The organism is Burkholderia sp. BCC1999 (assembly GCF_905339975.1).
In the GTDB taxonomy this organism is placed as follows: Bacteria; Pseudomonadota; Gammaproteobacteria; order Burkholderiales; family Burkholderiaceae; genus Burkholderia.
Window position 1 is genome coordinate 36765 of record NZ_CAJPHP010000024.1, and the last position, 17546, is coordinate 54310.

At 67.2% G+C, this 17546-nt stretch carries 13 protein-coding genes; 8 read left to right on the forward strand and 5 right to left on the reverse strand.

Features of this window, described 5'->3' with window-relative positions; genetic code table 11:
* Positions 1–57 precede the first annotated feature (57 nt).
* Positions 58–702, reverse strand: coding sequence for a maleylacetoacetate isomerase (gene maiA, locus U5809_RS28280; protein ID WP_322088949.1), 645 nt, complete (start codon positions 700–702; stop codon positions 58–60).
* Between the two features lie 179 nt (positions 703–881).
* Between maiA and ybiB the strand changes: the two genes are divergently transcribed.
* Together ybiB and leuA are read left to right on the forward strand one after the other, a co-directional pair.
* Complete coding sequence (gene ybiB / locus U5809_RS28285) at positions 882–1856, forward strand: DNA-binding protein YbiB (RefSeq protein WP_322088950.1); 975 nt, start codon at positions 882–884, stop codon at positions 1854–1856.
* 368 nt (positions 1857–2224) lie between these two features.
* Positions 2225–3874 (forward strand): 2-isopropylmalate synthase, encoded by a 1650-nt coding sequence (gene leuA, locus U5809_RS28290; RefSeq protein WP_322088951.1) that lies wholly within the window; start codon positions 2225–2227, stop codon positions 3872–3874.
* 142 nt (positions 3875–4016) lie between these two features.
* Here leuA and U5809_RS28295 read toward each other — a convergent pair whose 3' ends face one another.
* Complete coding sequence (locus U5809_RS28295; RefSeq protein ID WP_176049628.1) at positions 4017–4400, reverse strand: nuclear transport factor 2 family protein; 384 nt, start codon at positions 4398–4400, stop codon at positions 4017–4019.
* Positions 4401–4444: 44 nt separating this feature from the next.
* On the reverse strand, positions 4445–5014 hold the full coding sequence (locus U5809_RS28300; protein WP_176049627.1) for an acyloxyacyl hydrolase: 570 nt from the start codon (positions 5012–5014) through the stop codon (positions 4445–4447).
* Positions 5015–5373: 359 nt separating this feature from the next.
* On the opposite strand from U5809_RS28300, the gene rpoH reads away from it, so the two are divergent.
* The 6 genes from rpoH to U5809_RS28330 all read left to right on the forward strand — a co-directional run bounded on the left by rpoH (position 5374) and on the right by U5809_RS28330 (position 12937).
* A complete protein-coding gene (gene rpoH / locus U5809_RS28305; RefSeq protein ID WP_322088952.1) occupies positions 5374–6309 on the forward strand; it encodes an RNA polymerase sigma factor RpoH in 936 nt (311 codons plus the stop codon).
* A gap of 373 nt (positions 6310–6682) precedes the next feature.
* On the forward strand, positions 6683–6970 hold the full coding sequence (cydP, locus tag U5809_RS28310; RefSeq protein WP_201752315.1) for a cytochrome oxidase putative small subunit CydP: 288 nt from the start codon (positions 6683–6685) through the stop codon (positions 6968–6970).
* The gene (locus U5809_RS28315) at positions 6960–8540 is read left to right on the forward strand and encodes a cytochrome ubiquinol oxidase subunit I (RefSeq protein WP_322088953.1); all 1581 of its coding nucleotides are present in this window, start codon (positions 6960–6962) and stop codon (positions 8538–8540) included. Before cydP ends, U5809_RS28315 begins: the two co-directional genes overlap by 11 nt.
* Before the next feature lie 31 nt (positions 8541–8571).
* Positions 8572–9708: a cytochrome d ubiquinol oxidase subunit II gene (gene cydB, locus U5809_RS28320; protein WP_322088954.1), complete on the forward strand. Its 1137-nt coding sequence runs from the start codon at positions 8572–8574 to the stop codon at positions 9706–9708.
* 57 nt (positions 9709–9765) lie between these two features.
* A complete protein-coding gene (gene cydX, locus U5809_RS28325) occupies positions 9766–9888 on the forward strand; it encodes a cytochrome bd-I oxidase subunit CydX (protein WP_166723818.1) in 123 nt (40 codons plus the stop codon).
* 565 nt (positions 9889–10453) lie between these two features.
* The gene (locus U5809_RS28330; protein ID WP_322088955.1) at positions 10454–12937 is read left to right on the forward strand and encodes a family 20 glycosylhydrolase; all 2484 of its coding nucleotides are present in this window, start codon (positions 10454–10456) and stop codon (positions 12935–12937) included.
* Positions 12938–13090: 153 nt separating this feature from the next.
* On the opposite strand, the gene nagE is transcribed toward U5809_RS28330, so the two are convergent.
* Together nagE and ptsP are read right to left on the reverse strand one after the other, a co-directional pair.
* Entirely contained in the window at positions 13091–14860 is a 1770-nt protein-coding gene (gene nagE / locus U5809_RS28335) for an N-acetylglucosamine-specific PTS transporter subunit IIBC (protein ID WP_322088956.1), read from the reverse strand.
* An 89-nt stretch (positions 14861–14949) separates the two neighbouring features.
* Positions 14950–17532 (reverse strand): phosphoenolpyruvate--protein phosphotransferase, encoded by a 2583-nt coding sequence (gene ptsP / locus U5809_RS28340; RefSeq protein WP_322088957.1) that lies wholly within the window; start codon positions 17530–17532, stop codon positions 14950–14952.
* Between the last annotated feature and the right edge of the window lie 14 nt (positions 17533–17546).

Genomic DNA, 17546 nt, shown 5'->3' on the forward strand with positions numbered 1-17546 from the left:
CCTTCGGGCGCCCTTTTTCATGCGCGCCCGCTCACGTTCGCGGCGGGCGCGCCGCGCTCATTCCGCGTCGGGCTGCACGCCCGGCTCGGCGGCCTTGAATGCGTCGAGCGTCGCGGCATGGTCGACGATCCGCTGGATCGTCGGATAGCGCGTGGTATCGATCGAGAAGCGGTTCGCGTTGAACACCTGCGGCACGAGGCACACGTCGGCGAGCGTCGGCGTGTCGCCGAAGCACAGCTTGCCGGTGCGCGGATCGTTCGCGAGGCGCGTCTCGAGCGTCTCGAAACCGGCCTCGATCCAGTGCCGGTACCACGCGTTCTTCGCCTCCTCGGGCACCTGCAGCGTGTGCTTCAGGTACTTCAGCACGCGCAGGTTGTTGAGCGGATGGATTTCGCACGCCACCTGCAGCGCGACCGCACGCACGTACGCGCGATCGACCGGCTGCGTCGGCAGCAGCGCGGGCTCGGGATGGGTTTCCTCGAGATATTCGATGATCGCGAGCGACTGCTGCAGCGTCGCCTCGTCGTCGATCAGCGTCGGCACGACCGCGTCCGGATTCAGCGCGCGGTACGCGTCCTTCAGTTGCTCGCCGCCGTCGCGCAGCATGTGCACGGGGACGTAGTCGAACGGCAGCTGCTTCAGGTTCAAGGCAATCCGCACACGGTACGACGCGGAACTGCGGAAATAGCTGTAGAGCTTCATGGGATGTCTCTCGTAGTCGTATTCGGCCGGCAACGGCACGGGCGCGGCGCAGCCGGCGCGCGCACCGCCGGGACCCAGAGTGTAGCGCGGCACGATGCGCGGCCGCGCCCGTGCGATACTCGGGGCATTCCTCACCGCTCACCGCGCGGCCCGATGCCGGCCGCCCGCCCCACGCCCCGATGACCGCTTCCCTCGATCCCGCCACCGCTCCGTTCCCGTGCGCCCGCTTCATCAAGGAAATCGGCCGCGGCCCGCACGGCGCGCGCGCGCTGTCCGCCGAGGACACGTTCGAGCTGTATCGCGCGATGCTCGACGCACGCGTGTCGGACGTCGAACTCGGCGCGATCCTGATCGCCTATCGGCTGAAGGGCGAATCCGCCGACGAACTGGCCGCGATGCTCGCCGCCGCGCAAGCGTCGTTCGAGCCCGTGCGCGTGCAGGACGCCGCGTTCCGCCCCGTGGCAATCCCGAGCTACAACGGGGCGCGCAAGCAGCCGAACCTCGTGCCGCTGCTCGCGCTGCTGCTCGCGCGCGAAGGCGTGCCGGTGCTCGTGCACGGCGTGGCGCGCGATCCGGGCCGCGTGACGAGCGCGGAGATCTTTTCCGCGCTGTCGCTCGCGCCGTCGACGTCGCACGATGCGATCGAGGACACGCTGGCCGAGCGCCGCGTCGCATTCGCGCCGATCGAAGTCCTGGCGCCGCGGATTGCACACCTGCTGTCGATGCGCAGCGTACTCGGCGTGCGCAACTCGACGCACACGCTCGTGAAGATCCTGCAGCCGTTCGCTCCGGCCGGCCTGCGGCTCGTCAACTACACGCATCCGCCGTACCGCGACAGCCTCGCGCAATTGTTCCGCGATCATCCGGACGCCGCGCTCGGCGGCGCGCTGCTCGCGCGCGGCACCGAGGGCGAAGCCGTCGCCGACACGCGGCGCCAGGTGCAGGTCGACTGGCTGCACGACGGCGTGTGCGACACGCTGATCGAGGCCGAACGTTCGTCGACCGATGCGCCGCCCGTCGCGCTGCCCGAATCGCGCGATGCGGCGACCACGGCCGCGTGGACGGACGCCGTGCTGCGCGGCGAGGTGCCGGTGCCGGACACCGTTGCGCGGCAGGTCGCGACGATCGTGCAGATCGCCCGTATCGCGCGCTGACGACCCGCCCCTTTATCCCGACCATTTGACACACTGCCGCATCCTGGCATAGAGTGGTCGCCATGCGTTCCTTTCCGAACACCCTCCGAATTACCTCCGGCCGCCTAGCGCGGCCGCTATCGCTACGACTAGCCTAAGGCTGTCGTAGCGCCGTGTGCTGTCCGCACGGTCCCTCCCAGCAGTTCCTCGCAGTACCCCTCTCGTAGTTTTTACAACCGAAGTCGTCAGCATTCGTCCGTCTATCCGTCGGCCGATTCGCGAAGATCATCCGCATCCGCGGCGCAATTGCGCGCGGCGGTGCGAGGCAGCGCCAACCGTCGCCCATGCCGCCCGTCTTCGCTCGCGACTTGAGACCCGAGGTCCAGAAGATGCAGCGCAATCCGCAAGACAAGTACCGTCCGTTCGAGCCCGTCCGCCTCAATGGCCGAAAATGGCCGTCGCGCACCATCGAGCGCGCGCCCGTATGGATGAGCACCGACCTGCGCGACGGCAACCAGTCGCTGATCGAGCCGATGAGCATCGAGCAGAAGCTCGAATTCTTCGAGATGCTGGTTGCGATCGGGTTCAAGGAGATCGAAGTCGGTTTTCCGTCGGCGTCGCAAACCGACTTCGATTTCGTCCGCAAGCTGATCGACGACAAGCGGATTCCAGACGACGTGACGATCGAGGTGCTCGTGCAGGCGCGCGAAGACCTGATCGCCCGCACGTTCGACGCGCTCGAAGGCGTGCCGCGCGCGATCGTGCACCTCTACAACGCGGTCTGCCCGTCGTTCCGTCGCATCGTGTTCGGGATGTCGAAACACGACGTGAAGGCGCTCGCGATCGACGGCACGCGCATCATCAAGGAACACGCGGCCGCGCGCCCCGACACGCAGTGGACCTTCCAGTACTCGCCGGAAACCTTCAGCATGACCGAGCTGACGTTCGCACGCGAGATCTGCGACGCGGTCGCGCAGACGTGGCGCCCGACCCGCGACCACAAGATGATCGTCAACCTGCCGGCCACGGTCGAAGCCGCGAGCCCGAACGTGTTTGCCGACCAGATCGAATGGATGGACCGCAACCTCGCGTATCGCGACAGCATCGTGCTGTCCGTGCATCCTCACAACGATCGCGGCACTGCGGTCGCGGCAGCCGAACTCGCGTTGCTCGCGGGCGCCGACCGCATCGAGGGCTGCCTGTTCGGCAACGGCGAGCGCACCGGCAACGTCGACCTCGTCACGCTCGCGCTGAACCTCTACACGCAGGGCATCGACCCGGGCCTCGACTTCTCCGACATCGACGCGGTGCGCCGCGTCGTCGAGCGCTGCAACCAGATTCCCGTGCATCCGCGCCACCCGTATGCGGGCGACCTCGTATTCACCGCGTTCTCGGGCTCGCACCAGGACGCGATCCGCAAGGGCTTCGCTCAGCAGCGCCCCGACGCGGTCTGGGAAGTGCCGTACCTGCCGATCGACCCGGCCGACCTCGGCCGCAGCTATGACGCGGTGATCCGCGTAAACAGCCAGTCCGGCAAGGGCGGCGCGACGTTCCTGCTCGAACGCGGAATGGGCTTCACACCGACGCGCCGCGTGCAGATCGAATTCAGCCACGCGGTGCAGACGCTCGCCGACGCGTCCGGCGAGGAAGTGACGGGCGATGCGATCTGCGCGCTGTTTGCGCGCGAATTCTTCGAGACCGACGGCCCGGCCGCGCGCCACGGCAGCGGGGCGCGCTGGCAGAACCGCGAGATCGCGGCGGCGGCACCCGCCGCCGATGCGATGCCCGAGGACACCGCGCGACGTTTCGCCGCGGCCTTCGCGGCGGCGGCCGGCGCCGCGATCGATGTCGCGTCGTGCGAATCCGTGCGTACGACGGACGGACGGTTCGCGGTATCGGTCGGCTGCCGGTTCGGCGATGCGCCGCTGCGGCACGGTGTCGGCCTGCATGCCGATGCGGCGAGCGCCGCGCTCGACGCCGTCGTCAGCGCCATCAACCGTTCGGCCTGGCACTGCACGGACCGCCGCGCGGCGGCCTGACGGCCGGGCATCGAATCAGGGTTGGACGTCAGCGAGCGGGACGTGACCGCCCGTGCGCCGCGCGATCCGCGCCGCACGGGCCAGCAAAAAGCGGCCCAGAAGGCCGCCCGGTTGGGGACATGAAAAGGAGCGCCACGCGCGCTCATGTCTCGGTCGCGCACCGCGTCGCCTGCCACGCGAGCAGGCACCAGCGCCCCTGCTCCTCGGTATGGACGCACGTATAGGCAATCGGAAAGACCAGGCCGCCGTTGTTCGTTTCCATCTCGATCAACGCGCGCCCGGTGACGATGCAGGTTTCGCCGCCGACCGGCAGCACGTCCTGCGACTGGATTTCGATCTGGCGATAGCGGCGGCGGCCGGCGACGATGGCATCGATGAACTGCTGCTTGGTTTCACGTTTGCCGTTGGTGTGCACGAAGAACACCTTGTCCGACAGCAGCGCGCCGAGCGCCTCACCGTCCCCGTCCACCATCGCCCGGAACCGATCGCGCTCGAGCGCGCGGATCGCATCGACCACCTTCGCCATCGCCTGACTCCTCGGCAACGCGCCCGCGTGCGCGGGCGTGCGGATCAGAAGTTGTATTGCACGTAGAACTGGTGGAAATTTATACCAGGATTCGGCTCTTTGATACCCGCGTTAGACACATGTTCAAAACGGTAGCCGACCTGATACTGTTGCCGTTGGCCGAACTGCACGCCGACGCCCGCGGTCGGTGCGAACTGGAACGCGGTCGACAGCGAGAAATTGTTCGAAATCGTCGGATGAGTCAGAAGCCGGACGCCGCCGCCGGCCTCGATGAACGGACGAATCTCCCCCGCGCTCTTGATGAAGCGGAACATCGGCGTCACGCCGAATTCGCCGATGCTGCTGTGGACGTTGCCGCCCGTGTGCCAGTAGCCGACGTGCCCTTCGACGACGAACGCGAAGTGCCAGCCGCCGACTTGCCACCAGTTCCAGCCCGGATCCCATACAACGCCGAGATCGCCCTTGTCGATCCCGCGACGATCCGAAAACCCGCCGCCCGCCTGGATCCCCCATCGATCCGCGAACGCCGCACCCGATCCGCCCAGAAGCGACGCCGCCAGTAACGCATGCAGCGCAAGCCGGCTGCGGGGCCGGCGATTCTTCTTATTGTTCATCTGACACTCCAACTTTTTGGGTTGAATGGAGCCTGCCGCGACGGCATGGCCCGAGCGAACTGAATGGTATGGTAAAGGACTTTTCCGATCGGCATCACGAAGCGAAATGGCTTCCTTCCAAAACGACAAAAATCGAAATCGTCTACTGATTACCATCAGAAACAATGGTTTACGGAACTTGGCGCCGCGCCCTCTGTCGCAGATTAGACTATCGACTCGACTTTCTTGATAGAAAAACGGGAACTCGGATGTCCACGCCCGCTCTAAGGAATTAGCACTCGTCTTGCGGGAGTGCTAAGATGGCCCACGGAATTTCATTCGATGCCGGGGGTTTGTCCCTGATTCCAAAGGAGTTTTTAGTGAGCAACGCCCTGACCCTCCCGAATACCCTGAGCCCGACGCCGGCCAAGGCCGAATCGGCAGGCTCGCTGGCGCTCGCAGCCCAATCGATGTTGCCCGGCCAGCTCGGCAACATCGACGCGTATATCCAGGCCGTCAACCGCATCCCGCTGCTGACCGCCGAAGAGGAACGCCAGTACGCAACCGAATTCCGCGAAGGCAACAACCTCGACTCGGCGCGCCGCCTCGTGCTGTCGCACCTGCGTCTGGTCGTGTCGATCGCGCGCAACTATCTCGGCTACGGCCTGCCGCACGGCGACCTGATCCAGGAAGGCAACATCGGCCTCATGAAGGCCGTGAAGCGCTTCGATCCGGCGCAGAACGTGCGTCTCGTGTCGTACGCGATTCACTGGATCAAGGCCGAGATTCACGAGTACATCCTGCGCAACTGGCGCATGGTGAAGGTCGCGACGACGAAGGCGCAGCGCAAGCTGTTCTTCAACCTGCGCAGCCACAAGAAGTCCATGCAGGCGATGACGCCCGAGGAAATCGACGGCCTCGCGCAGGAACTCAACGTCAAGCGCGAAGACGTGACCGAGATGGAAACGCGCCTGTCGGGCGGCGACATCGCGCTCGAAGGGCAGGTGGAAGACGGCGAGGAGTCGTACGCGCCGATCGCCTACCTGGCCGACTCGCACAACGAGCCGACCGCCGTGATCGCCGCACGTCAGCGCGACATGCTGCAGACGGACGGCATCGCGCAGGCACTCGAGGCACTCGACGCGCGCAGCCGCCGCATCATCGAGGCGCGCTGGCTGCACGTCGACGACGACGGCTCGGGCGGCTCGACGCTGCACGATCTCGCGGCCGAATTCGGCGTGTCGGCGGAACGCATCCGTCAGATCGAGGCGAGCGCCATGAAAAAGATGCGCACTGCCCTCGCCGAATACGCGTAAATCGCCGCGATTTAGAGCGCTTCATCAAAAACCGCTGCCTGCCCGGCAGCGGTTTTTTTTCGCCCGTCTTTTTCGCATGCTTTCACGCGCTGGTACACGCGTTTCACCGCCCTTTTCTCCGCCCTTTTCTCTACTGATTAATTGACCTGATTCATCAGGTATTAGGCCGTTTGCGGGCCCCTTCCGCATAACCTTGATCTGCCTCAACTTTTGCCCCGCGTTTCGCGACGGTCTGCCGCAGCGCAGCACTCGGCATCGGAAAGCCGTCCTTTTAAAATTGGCATGTCAGGCGCAAAAGGATTAAAACAGCTTCACGGCCGTCATAAATCCGACGTAAAGTCGCCCCAAATCCGTCCTAAATCGATTCAGGATAATCGCCTTGATCTCGATCAATAAAGAGCCTGCGCCGCCGCCTCCCCCGCGGCCGGCCGGCACGATCGGCTGGCGCGCGCGCATCGCCGCGTGGGCACGCGGCCCGACCCTCGCCCGCGACATCACCCTGGTGCTGATCGTCAAGCTGATCCTCCTGATGTCGCTCAAATACGCATTCTTCAATCATCCGCAGGCCGAGCACATGTCGCTTCCGCCTGCCGCCGTCGCCGAGAAGCTGCTCTCGGTGCCGGCGCCTGCATCTACCGAGGGAGACCACCATGATAAGTAGTGAAGTCGTCGATCTGTCACGTCTGCAGTTCGGCATCACGGCGCTCTACCACTTCCTGTTCGTGCCGTTGACGCTCGGCCTGTCCTGGCTGCTCGTCATCATGGAAGCCGTCTACGTGATGACCGGCAAACAGGTCTACAAGGACATGACCCAGTTCTGGGGCAAGCTGTTCGGGATCAACTTCGCGATGGGCGTGACCACCGGCATCACGCTCGAATTCCAGTTCGGCACGAACTGGTCGTACTACTCGCACTATGTCGGCGACATCTTCGGCGTGCCGCTCGCGGTCGAAGGCCTGATGGCGTTCTTCCTCGAATCGACGTTCGTCGGCCTGTTCTTCTTCGGCTGGAACCGCCTGTCGAAGGTCAAGCACCTGCTGGTCACGTTCCTCGTCGCGCTCGGCTCGAACCTGTCCGCGCTGTGGATCCTCGTCGCGAACGGCTGGATGAACAACCCGGTCGGTGCCGAGTTCAACTACCAGACGATGCGTATGGAGATGACGAGTCTGTTCGACGTGCTGTTCAACCCCGTCGCGCAGGTGAAGTTCGTGCACACGGTGTCGGCCGGCTACGTGTCGGCGGCGATGTTCGTGCTCGGCGTGTCGTCGTGGTACCTGCTGAAGAAACGCGACATCGACTTCGCGCTGCGCTCGTTCGCGGTCGCGGCCGGTTTCGGCCTCGCGGCAACGCTGTGCGTGATCGTGCTCGGCGACGAATCGGGCTATACGACCGGCGAAGTGCAGAAGATGAAGCTCGCCGCGATCGAATCCGAATGGGAAACGCAGCCGGCGCCCGCATCGTTCACACTGATCGGGATTCCGAACCAGGAAGAACAGCGCACCGACTACGCGATCAAGATCCCGTACGCGCTCGGCCTGATCGCGACGCGCTCGATCGACGAACCGGTGATCGGCCTGCGCGAGCTCGCGAAGCACAGCGAGGAGCACATCCAGAGCGGGATGGTCGCGTACGGCGCACTGCAGAAGATCAAGCAAGGCGACACGAGCGACGCGACGCGCGCGCTGTTCGACCAGCACAAGCAGTATCTCGGCTACGGGCTGATGCTCAAGCAGTTCACGCCGAATGTGGTCGATGCGACGCCCGAGCAGATCAAGGCCGCCGCGAAGAAGACGATCCCGCCGGTCGCGCCCGTGTTCTTCTCGTTCCGGATCATGGTGGCGCTCGGCTTCCTGTTCGTCGCGACGTTCATTGCCGCGTTCTGGTTCTGCGCGCGCCGCGAACTGCTGCAGGACAACCGTCGCTGGTTCCTGCGCTATGCGGTGTGGGCGATCCCGCTGCCGTGGATCGCGATCGAATTCGGCTGGATCGTCGCCGAGCTCGGCCGCCAGCCGTGGACGATCGCCGGCGTGCTGCCGACGCACCTGTCCGCGTCGAGCCTGCAGCCGTCCGACCTGTACCTGAGTCTCGCGGGCTTCATCCTGTTCTACACCGCCCTGTTCGTCATCGAGATCAAGCTGATGTTCAAGTACGCGCGCCTCGGCCCGTCGTCGCTGCATACCGGCCGCTATCACCACGAACTCGCGGCCGCCAGCGAGCGCGCCCCGGCGTGAGCACGCACCTGAAACGGAACAAGGAATCGCTATGGACTATGCAACTCTCAAGCTGATCTGGTGGCTGCTCGTCGGCGTGCTGCTGATCGGCTTCGCCGTCACCGACGGCTTCGACATGGGCGCGACCGCGCTGCTGCCGTTCCTCGGCAAGACCGACGACGAGCGCCGCATTATCGTCAACACGGTGGGCGCGACGTGGGAAGGCAACCAGGTGTGGCTGATCACGGCCGGCGGCGCGATGTTCGCCGCCTGGCCGCTCGTCTACGCGGCGTCGTTCTCCGGCTTCTACTTCGCGATGCTGCTCGTGCTGTTCGCGCTGTTCTTCCGGCCGGTGGGCTTCGACTACCGCAGCAAGCGGCCCGACCCGCGCTGGCGCGCGGGCTGGGACTGGGGCCTGTTCGTCGGCGGCTTCGTGCCGGCGCTCGTGTTCGGCGTCGCGTTCGGCAACCTGCTGCAAGGCGTGCCGTTCAAGTTCGACAGCGACCTGCGCGTGACCTACTACGGCGGCTTCTGGGCGCTGCTGAACCCGTTCGCGCTGCTGTGCGGGCTCGTCAGCCTCACGATGCTCGTCGCGCACGGCGCCGCGTTCATCAAGATGAAGACCGACGGCGTGATCGCGCGCCGCGCATCGATCGCGCTGCGCGTGGCGTCGTTCCTCGCGGTCGTGCTGTTCGCGCTGGCCGGCGTGCTGATCGCATCGTATGTCGGCGGCTTCCACATCACGCACGCCGCGCCGACCGACTCCGTCGCGAACCCGCTGCTCAAGGAAGTCGCCGCCGGTTCGGGCCTGTGGCTCGCGAACTACGGCGAATTCCCGTGGATGATCGCGGCGCCCGTCGTCGGCATCGCGGGCGGCCTGCTCGCGATGCTGCTGGCCGGCTCGAAGCAGGAGAAGACAGCCTTCTTCTGCACGGGGCTGATGATCGCCGGCGTGATCCTGACCGCGGGCTTCTCGATGTTCCCGTTCATCATGCCGTCGTCGCTCGACCCGCGCAGCAGCCTGACCGTATGGGATTCGACGTCGAGCCACATGACGCTGCAGGTCATGCTGTTCGCGGTGATCGTGTTCCTGCCGATCGTGCTGCTCTACACGAGCTGGGTGTATCGCGTGATGCGCGGCAAGGTCACGCGCCAGACGCTCGAGGACAACAAGCACTCGATGTATTGAAGAACCGGGCCGGGGCGCACCCGCGCCCTCGCCCACCGTTTCGCAAGGAGTCGGATCATGTGGTATTTCAGCTGGATTCTCGGTATCGGCGTCGCGCTGTCGTTCGGCATCGTCAATGCGATGTGGCTCGAAGCGCGGCAGAAGCCGCAGGAAGCGCCCGTACGCACACGCCGCGACTGACGCCCGCCTGACGCGTGCGGCCGAGCGCGCCGCCGCTGACCGGAACGAACCTCGCCTCGCGCGAGGTTTTTTTTTCGTCCGGCCCATCCGGACGGGCGCCGCGCGTCGATGCCAATTTAGCGCCAGATTGATACCACTTGAATACCAATAAAAGGTTTCATAAGATCTTTGGACACGGCCGCTGACAGGCCGATTCCTTCTGGGTGGGGGAGACATGCGAATCCCGTATGTGGCGCGCGCCTGCGCGCCGTGTCGACGTCCGCGTACCGCGGCGTCCGCTGTCGCGCTCGCGCGCGGCCGGCCGAACAGGGTCGGCTGCGGCCGGCTCGCCGCCACCGCGGCCATTGTGGTGCGCCCCCAATGATCATGCGCACACCGCCCGGCCGATCCGATCGGCACGCGTGCCCGCCTCCCGTTCCGTAACGCACGCCCGCGCGTGCAGATTGCGCGCGGTGCAGTCGCATCGCCCCGCGTGCTGGTATCTCCCGCAGCTCCACTGAAAGACCCGATCGCAGCGACGTCGCTCCACGACGCCGCTACGCCCCCTTTTTTCTCAGGAGTTCGAATGAAGCGCATCATGCCCTCCCTTCTTGCAAGCCTGCTGATCGCGGCGCTATCGCCGGCCGTGATCGCGGCCCAACCCGCACCGGCGGCCTCCGGCGCGACCGCCGGCACCGTGCTGGCTAGCGCACAAGCGGCCAGTCTCGCGACGCTGCTGTCGAACGGCCTCGCATTGCGCGTCGCCGTCGACAACAACCACGCGGCCACGGCCGGCGTGCCGTGTGCCGATCTTGGCGCCGACGGCGCGGCCTGCGCGACGGGCCGCCTGATCCTGCAGAACCGCGGCCATCAGGTAATCGCCGACGGCGGCTGGAAGCTCTACCTGCACAGCATCCGCCGGCTGCTGCGGATCGACCGCCCGGGCTTCGCGCTGCGGCGGCTCACCGGCGACCTGTACGAACTGACGCCGCAGCCGGGCTCGGTGCGGCTCGCACCCGGCGAACGCCTCGAACTGCCGTTCGTCGCCGAATACTGGCTGCTGCGCTACAGCGACGTGATCCCGCGCCCGTACGTGGTGGTCGATGGCGCGCCGCCAGCCGTGCTGCGCTACAACGACACCGACGACGAGCTGCGCTACGTCGAATCGCTGCCGGCCGACGCGCAGAACAACTCGACCGGCAATGCGCCGCCGGTGGCCGCACGGCCCGACGCGAGCCGCGCGCTGCCGAGCGTGAAGCGCGAACAGCCGCTGCCCGGCACGCTCGACCTGCGCGGCGTCGAACTCGCGCTGCCGGACCTGCCCGACGCGCAGGTCGCGGCGCTGCGCGAACGCGCGACGACCCTCGGGCTCGACGGTGCGCGCGTGCCCGTCCGCGGCGCCGTCGCGCCGCGCCGGCTGCCGGCCGACATCGCGACGCCGGGCGGCTACCGGCTGGCGATCGGGCCGCGTGGCGTCCTGATCGAAGGCTACGATCGCGCGGGCCTCTACTACGGCGTGCAGACGCTCTACTCGCTCGCGCCGGCCGGCGGCGGTCCGATCCCGGCGATGCTCGTCGAGGATGCGCCGCGCTTCACCCATCGCGGGATGCACGTCGACCTCGCGCGCAACTTCAAGCACCCGGCGACGCTGCGCCGCCTGATCGACCAGATGAGCGCACACAAGCTCAACCGCCTGCACCTGCACCTGTCCGACGACGAAGGCTGGCGCATCGAGATTCCCGGCCTGCCCGAGCTGACCGAGATCGGTTCGCGCCGCTGCCACGACCCGAGCGAGACTCGCTGCCTGCTGCCGCAGCTCGGCTCCGGCCCCGACAACCGTTCGGGCGGCGGCTACCTGACGCGCGACGACTACGTGGCGCTGGTGCGCTACGCGGCCGCGCACTTCGTGCAGATCATCCCAGAGATCGACATGCCCGCGCATGCGCGGGCGGCCGTCGTGACGATGGAAGCGCGCTACCGGCGGCTGCATGCGGCCGGCCGCGAACAGGAAGCGAACGCGTACCGGCTGCTCGATCCGCAGGACACGACGAACCTGACGACGGTGCAGTTCTACGACCGGCGCAGCGACCTGAACCCGTGCGTGCCGGGCGCGCTCAATTTCGCGTCGAAGGTGATTCGCGAGATCGCGGCGATGCATGCGGACGCCCAGGCGCCCCTGCATACCTGGCACTACGGCGGCGACGAAGCGAAGAACATCTTCCTCGGCGCGGGCTTCCAGCCGCTGAACGGCACCGACCCGAACAAGGGGCGCATCGACCTCGCCGCGCAGGACAAGCCGTGGGCGCGTTCGCCCGCGTGCACGGCGCTGCTCCAGCGCGGCGAGATCAAGTCGATCGACGAGTTGCCGACGCGTTTCGCGAAACAGGTGAGCGCGGCGGTCAGCGCGAACGGGATCGACACGATGGCCGCGTGGCAGGACGGCATCAAGCATGCGAACGGGCCGCAGGACTTCAGCACGCGCCACGTGATGGTGTCGCTGTGGGACACGATCTTCTGGGGCGCGTCGGACAGCGCGCGCGACCTGAGCGGCAAGGGCTACCTGACGGTGCTCGCGCTGCCCGACTACCTGTACTTCGACTTCCCGTACACGCTCAACCCGCGCGAGCGCGGCTACTACTGGGGCTCGCACGCGACGGACGAGTACAAGGTGTTCTCGCTCGCGCCCGAGAACCTGCCGCAAAACGCCGAAGTGATGGGCGACCGCGACGGCAACCCGTTCGAGGTCACCGGCACGGGTCCCGCGCCGCGTATCGAAGGCATGCAGGGCCAGGCGTGGGGCGAGGTGATGCGCAACGACACCTTCCTCGAATACATGGCCTACCCACGGCTGCTCGCGCTCGCCGAGCGCGCGTGGCACCGGGCCGACTGGGAGCTGCCGTATGCGGCCGGCGTGCGCTTCAAGCGCGGCGACACGCATCACGTCGACACGGCCGCGCTGCAGCGCGACTGGGCCGGTTTCGCGACGCTGCTCACGCAACGCGAATTGCCGAAGCTCGACCGGGCCGGTGTCGGCTACCGGAAGCCGACCTTCACGCTGACGAATCCGTGATCGGCTGAACGCCCGGACGACGCGCGATGCAAACGCATGCATCGCGCGATCGCCCGGACCAAAGAAAAACGGCTTGCGACACACACGTCGCAAGCCGTTTTCGTTTTACTGCCCGGCCGAACCCGCCACGCGGATCAGGCCGGCTTCATCGCATCAGGCCGGTTGCGCGGCCGCCGCGCTGCCCGACGGCGGCAGGCGCGCGCCGAGCTGTTCGGCATAGCGCGCGGCCGCGTTGCCGCAGACGATGTGGAACGTGTCGAGCGACACCCATGCTACGTCGAGCGCACCGAGGCGATCGCGATCGACTGCCGACGGATCGCGCACGACCACCCGCAGGCGCGTGGTCGCCACCGCGTCGAGCGATGCGACGTTGGTCGCGCCGCCGAACACCGCGAGCCAGCGCGTCGGTTCCGGATCGAGCGGGCCGGCGGCCGCGCCCGTGACAGGCTGCGCGGCGGCGGCCGTCGCGGTCGACGCGGCGCCGGTCGCGCCGCTGCCGATCGCGACACGCATCTCGTCGGCAATGATGTCGGCCTCGGGCCCGATGATCACCTGCACGCTGTTGCCACCGCGCTTGAGCACGCCACGCGCGCCGATCGACTTCAGCTCGGGCTCCGAGACCTTCTCCGGATCGACGACGGTCAGGCGCAGGCGCGTCGTGCATGCGTCGACGACCGACAGGTTGCCCGCACCGCCGAGTGCGGCGATGTAGCGTTGCGCGCGCGGTGCGGCGGCCGTCGCGGCACCCCCCGCAGCCGGTGCGACGAAGCCGCCCGATGCGTACGATTCGGCAGGCGCATCGGCCGATGCCGGCTCGCGGCCCGGCGTCGCCATGTTGAACTTGCGGATGAAGAAGCGGAACAGCCCGTAGTATGCGGCGCCGTACGCGATGCCGAGCGGGATCGCGATCCAGCCCTTCGTCGACAGCCCGTAGTTCAGCACGTAGTCGATTGCACCGGCCGAGAACGTGAAGCCGAGCTTCACGCCGAGGATCTGGCAGATCGCGAGCGACAGCCCCGTCAGCACCGCGTGGATCACGTACAGCACCGGCGCGAGGAACATGAAGCTGAATTCGATCGGTTCGGTCACGCCGGTCAGGAACGACGTGAGCGCCATCGAGAACAGCAGGCCGCCGACCATCGCGCGGCGCTCCTTCGGTGCCTCGTGCAGCATCGCGAGACACGCGGCCGGCAGGCCGAACATCATGATCGGGAAGAAGCCGGCCATGAAGGTGCCCGCGGTCGGGTCGCCCGCGAAGAAGCGGTGCAGGTCGCCGTGCACGATCTCGCCGCCGGCGGGCGGCGTGAAGTTGCCGAACACGAACCATGCGAGCGAGTTGATGATGTGGTGCAGGCCCGTGACGAGCAGCAGGCGGTTCAGGAAGCCGAACACGAACGCACCGATCGCGCCCGCCGTCGTCAGCCACTGGCCGGCCGCGTCGATCAGATGCTGGACCGGCTGCCACACGTACCCGAACACGATGCCGAGTATCACGCACACCAGCCCCGTGATGATCGGCACGAACCGTTTGCCGCCGAAGAACGCGAGGTAGTCCGGCAGCTTGATGTCCTTGTAGCGGTTGTACAGCAGGCCCGCGACGACACCCGCGATGATCCCGGACAGCACGCCCATGTTCAGCTTGGGATCGATGTCCTTCATGATCGCGGTTTCGATCAGGTAGCCGATCGCGCCCGCGAGCGCCGCCACGCCGTTATTGTCCTTCGCGAAACCGACCGCCACGCCGATCGCGAACAGCAGCGGCAGGTTGTCGAAGATCGCGCCGCCGGCATCGGCGATCATCTTGATGTTGAACACGTCCGGCTGGCCGAGTCGCAGCAGGATGCCGGCAACCGGCAGTACCGCGATCGGCAGCATCAGTGCCCGGCCCAGGCCCTGTATTTTCAGAAACGGATTCCCGTTCATTCAGTCCTCCAATCCTTGTCTCGTCGTTAATCGTCGTTGACCTAATTACGCTCTTGTACCGAAACGGGCCGCGCGCCCGCCGCCGACGTTCAGTCGAGCGGCCAGACCTCGCGGCTTGCTGCCCTTACCGCCTGTGCCGAATCGAGCGCGAGCAGATCCTGCGCGCGCTGACGGCACAACTGGTAATCGAGACGGCGCACACGCGCCTTGATGCCCGGCACCGAAACGGGGTCGACCGACAGTTCGGTCACGCCGAGGCCCACCAGGATCGGCACCGCGAGCGGATCGCCGCCGAGCGCGCCGCATACGCCAACCCACTTGCCGTGCTTCGCGGCGCCGCGCACCGCGAAGTCGATCAGGCGCAGCACGGCCGGATGCAGGCCATCGGATTGCGCGGCCAGATCGGCCTGGCAGCGGTCCATCGCGAGCGTGTACTGCGTCAGGTCGTTGGTGCCGATCGACAGGAAATCCGCGTGCTGCGCGAGCTGGTCGGCCAGCAGCGCGGCCGACGGCACCTCGATCATCACGCCGACCTCGATCGGCTCGGTACGGCCCTGCGCGCGCGCGAATTCGTCGATGCGCTTGCGCAACCGCACGAGTTCACCGGCGTCGGTAACCATCGGCAGCAGGATGCGCACCGCACCGAACGGCTTCACCGCGAGCAGGCCCTGCAATTGATCGTCGAGCAGATCGGGGCGCACCTGCGCGAGGCGGATGCCGCGCAGGCCGAGCGCCGGGTTCGGTTCGGGCGGCAGCGTCAGGTAGTCGACTTCCTTGTCGGCGCCGACGTCGAGGGTGCGGATGATCGCGGTGCGACCCTGCAGCGCATCGACGATCGACTGGTAGCTCTGCTGGTGTTCGACGACCGTCGGCGCGGCCTGGCGATGGATGAACATCAGCTCGGTGCGCAGCAGGCCGACCGCATCGGCGCCGTTGTCGACCGCGGTGTTCGCGTCGTCGAGCGTCGCGATGTTCGCGGCAACCTCGATCGCGCGGCCATCGACGGTCTCGGCGGCAACGCCTGCCAGTTGCCGGTTCGCCTCGCGCACGCCGTCCAGGCGCTGGCGTTCGTGCCGCGCACGCTCCACGTCGAGCGCGGTCGGCGCGTGTTCGAGCCGGCCCGCGCTCGCATCGACGACGACCTGCGTGCCGTCCGGGATCGCATACAGCGCATCGCCGACCGCGACCAGTGCCGGAATGCCGAGCTGCCGCGCGATGATCGCCGCGTGCGACGTCGCGCCGCCACGCGCCATCACGAGCGCGGTCACGCGCTGGCGATCGAGCGACGACAGGTCCGACGGCGTGAATTCCTCGGCCGCGAGCACGGCCTCGTCGGGCAGCGCACGCGTGGCGCCGTTCGTGTGGCCGAGCGCGCGCAGCACGCGCTTCTCGATATCGCGCAGGTCGGCCGCACGTTCGGCGAGCAGCGCATCGTCGAGCTTCGACAGCGTGTCGATCTGCGTGCGGATCGTCGCGCGCCACGCGAAGCCCGCGCTCTTGCCGAGACTGATCAGGTCGCGCGCCGCATCGATCAGCGTCGGGTCTTCCAGCAGCACGCGATGCACCGCGAAGATGCCCGCTTCACCGACCGCGCCGCGCGCCGATGCGTTGCGCACCGTTTCGTCGAGTTCGGCGTCGACCGCCTTCAGCGCCTGGTCGAGCTGGCGGCTTTCCGCAGCCGGCGTGCCCGAAGCCTGCTCGGGCGGCACGATTTCCGCATCGTCGAGACGCACCAGCGTGCCGACCGCGATGCCGGGCGCCGCACATACGCCTGCGAGCGTGTTCAGGTCGATTGGCGCGCCGGTGCTGCGCGCGACCGTTTGCGGTGCGGGCGACCTCAGCCGCGCCGGTTTTTCCTCGACTTCGCCGTGCGCTTCGCGCAGCAGCTCGTGCTCGACCGCATCGACAGCCTGTTGCGCGTGCGCGCCGCGGCCGACCAGCTCGACCGTCGCGCCTTCGCCGGCGCCGAGGCCGAGCAGGCCGACGACGCTCGCGATCGATGCCTTGCGGCCGTCGAACAGCACGTCGACACTCGCGTCGAACCCGCGCACGGCTTCACGCGCTCGCGCGGCAGGCCGCGCGTGCAGGCCGCCCGGCTGTGCGAGCACGATCTCGCGGCGCACTTCGTTCTTTGCCGCCGCATCGGTTCGTGCCGCCTGCGCAGCCGCTTCGCCCTTGCCGCGCAGCACGAGCAACGGCGTCTCGCCGGCCGTCGCGAAACCGCTCGCGCGATCGACGACCTCGAACGCGTCGGAGTTGGCGATCGCGATCACCGACACGAGCGAATGCGCGCTGCGCGCCACCGCGTCCTGGTCGAACTCGATCAGCAACGCACCTGCCTCGACACGCGCGCCGGCCTCGATGTGTGCGATGAAGCCCTGCCCGTTCAGCTCGACGGTGTCGATGCCGATGTGCAGCAGCACTTCCGCGCCTTGCGGCGTCGTGATCGTCACCGCGTGACCCGTGCGCGCGAGATGCGACACGACGCCCGCGCACGGCGCGACGAGCTTGCCCGCGAGCGGGTCGATGCCGATGCCGTCGCCGAACATCCCGCCGGAGAACACCGGATCGGGCACGTCGGCCAGCGCGACGATCGGCCCCGTCAAGGGGCTAAGCAGGACGATCTGATCATGGGTGGAACTCTTCAACTGGGACTCCTCGGCGCGTCTCATCGGCTGTCTCGGCT

Bases quoted from the DNA above. Each gene is read 5' to 3' on its own strand.
- maiA (WP_322088949.1), bottom strand. From the start codon at position 702: ATGAAGCTCTACAGCTATTTCCGCAGTTCCGCGTCGTACCGTGTGCGG.
- ybiB (WP_322088950.1), top strand. From the start codon at position 882: ATGACCGCTTCCCTCGATCCCGCCACCGCTCCGTTCCCGTGCGCCCGC.
- leuA (WP_322088951.1), top strand. From the start codon at position 2,225: ATGCAGCGCAATCCGCAAGACAAGTACCGTCCGTTCGAGCCCGTCCGC.
- U5809_RS28295 (WP_176049628.1), bottom strand. From the start codon at position 4,400: ATGGCGAAGGTGGTCGATGCGATCCGCGCGCTCGAGCGCGATCGGTTC.
- U5809_RS28300 (WP_176049627.1), bottom strand. From the start codon at position 5,014: ATGAACAATAAGAAGAATCGCCGGCCCCGCAGCCGGCTTGCGCTGCAT.
- U5809_RS28315 (WP_322088953.1), top strand. From the start codon at position 6,960: ATGATAAGTAGTGAAGTCGTCGATCTGTCACGTCTGCAGTTCGGCATC.
- cydB (WP_322088954.1), top strand. From the start codon at position 8,572: ATGGACTATGCAACTCTCAAGCTGATCTGGTGGCTGCTCGTCGGCGTG.
- cydX (WP_166723818.1), top strand. From the start codon at position 9,766: ATGTGGTATTTCAGCTGGATTCTCGGTATCGGCGTCGCGCTGTCGTTC.
- U5809_RS28330 (WP_322088955.1), top strand. From the start codon at position 10,454: ATGAAGCGCATCATGCCCTCCCTTCTTGCAAGCCTGCTGATCGCGGCG.
- nagE (WP_322088956.1), bottom strand. From the start codon at position 14,860: ATGAACGGGAATCCGTTTCTGAAAATACAGGGCCTGGGCCGGGCACTG.
- ptsP (WP_322088957.1), bottom strand. From the start codon at position 17,532: ATGAGACGCGCCGAGGAGTCCCAGTTGAAGAGTTCCACCCATGATCAG.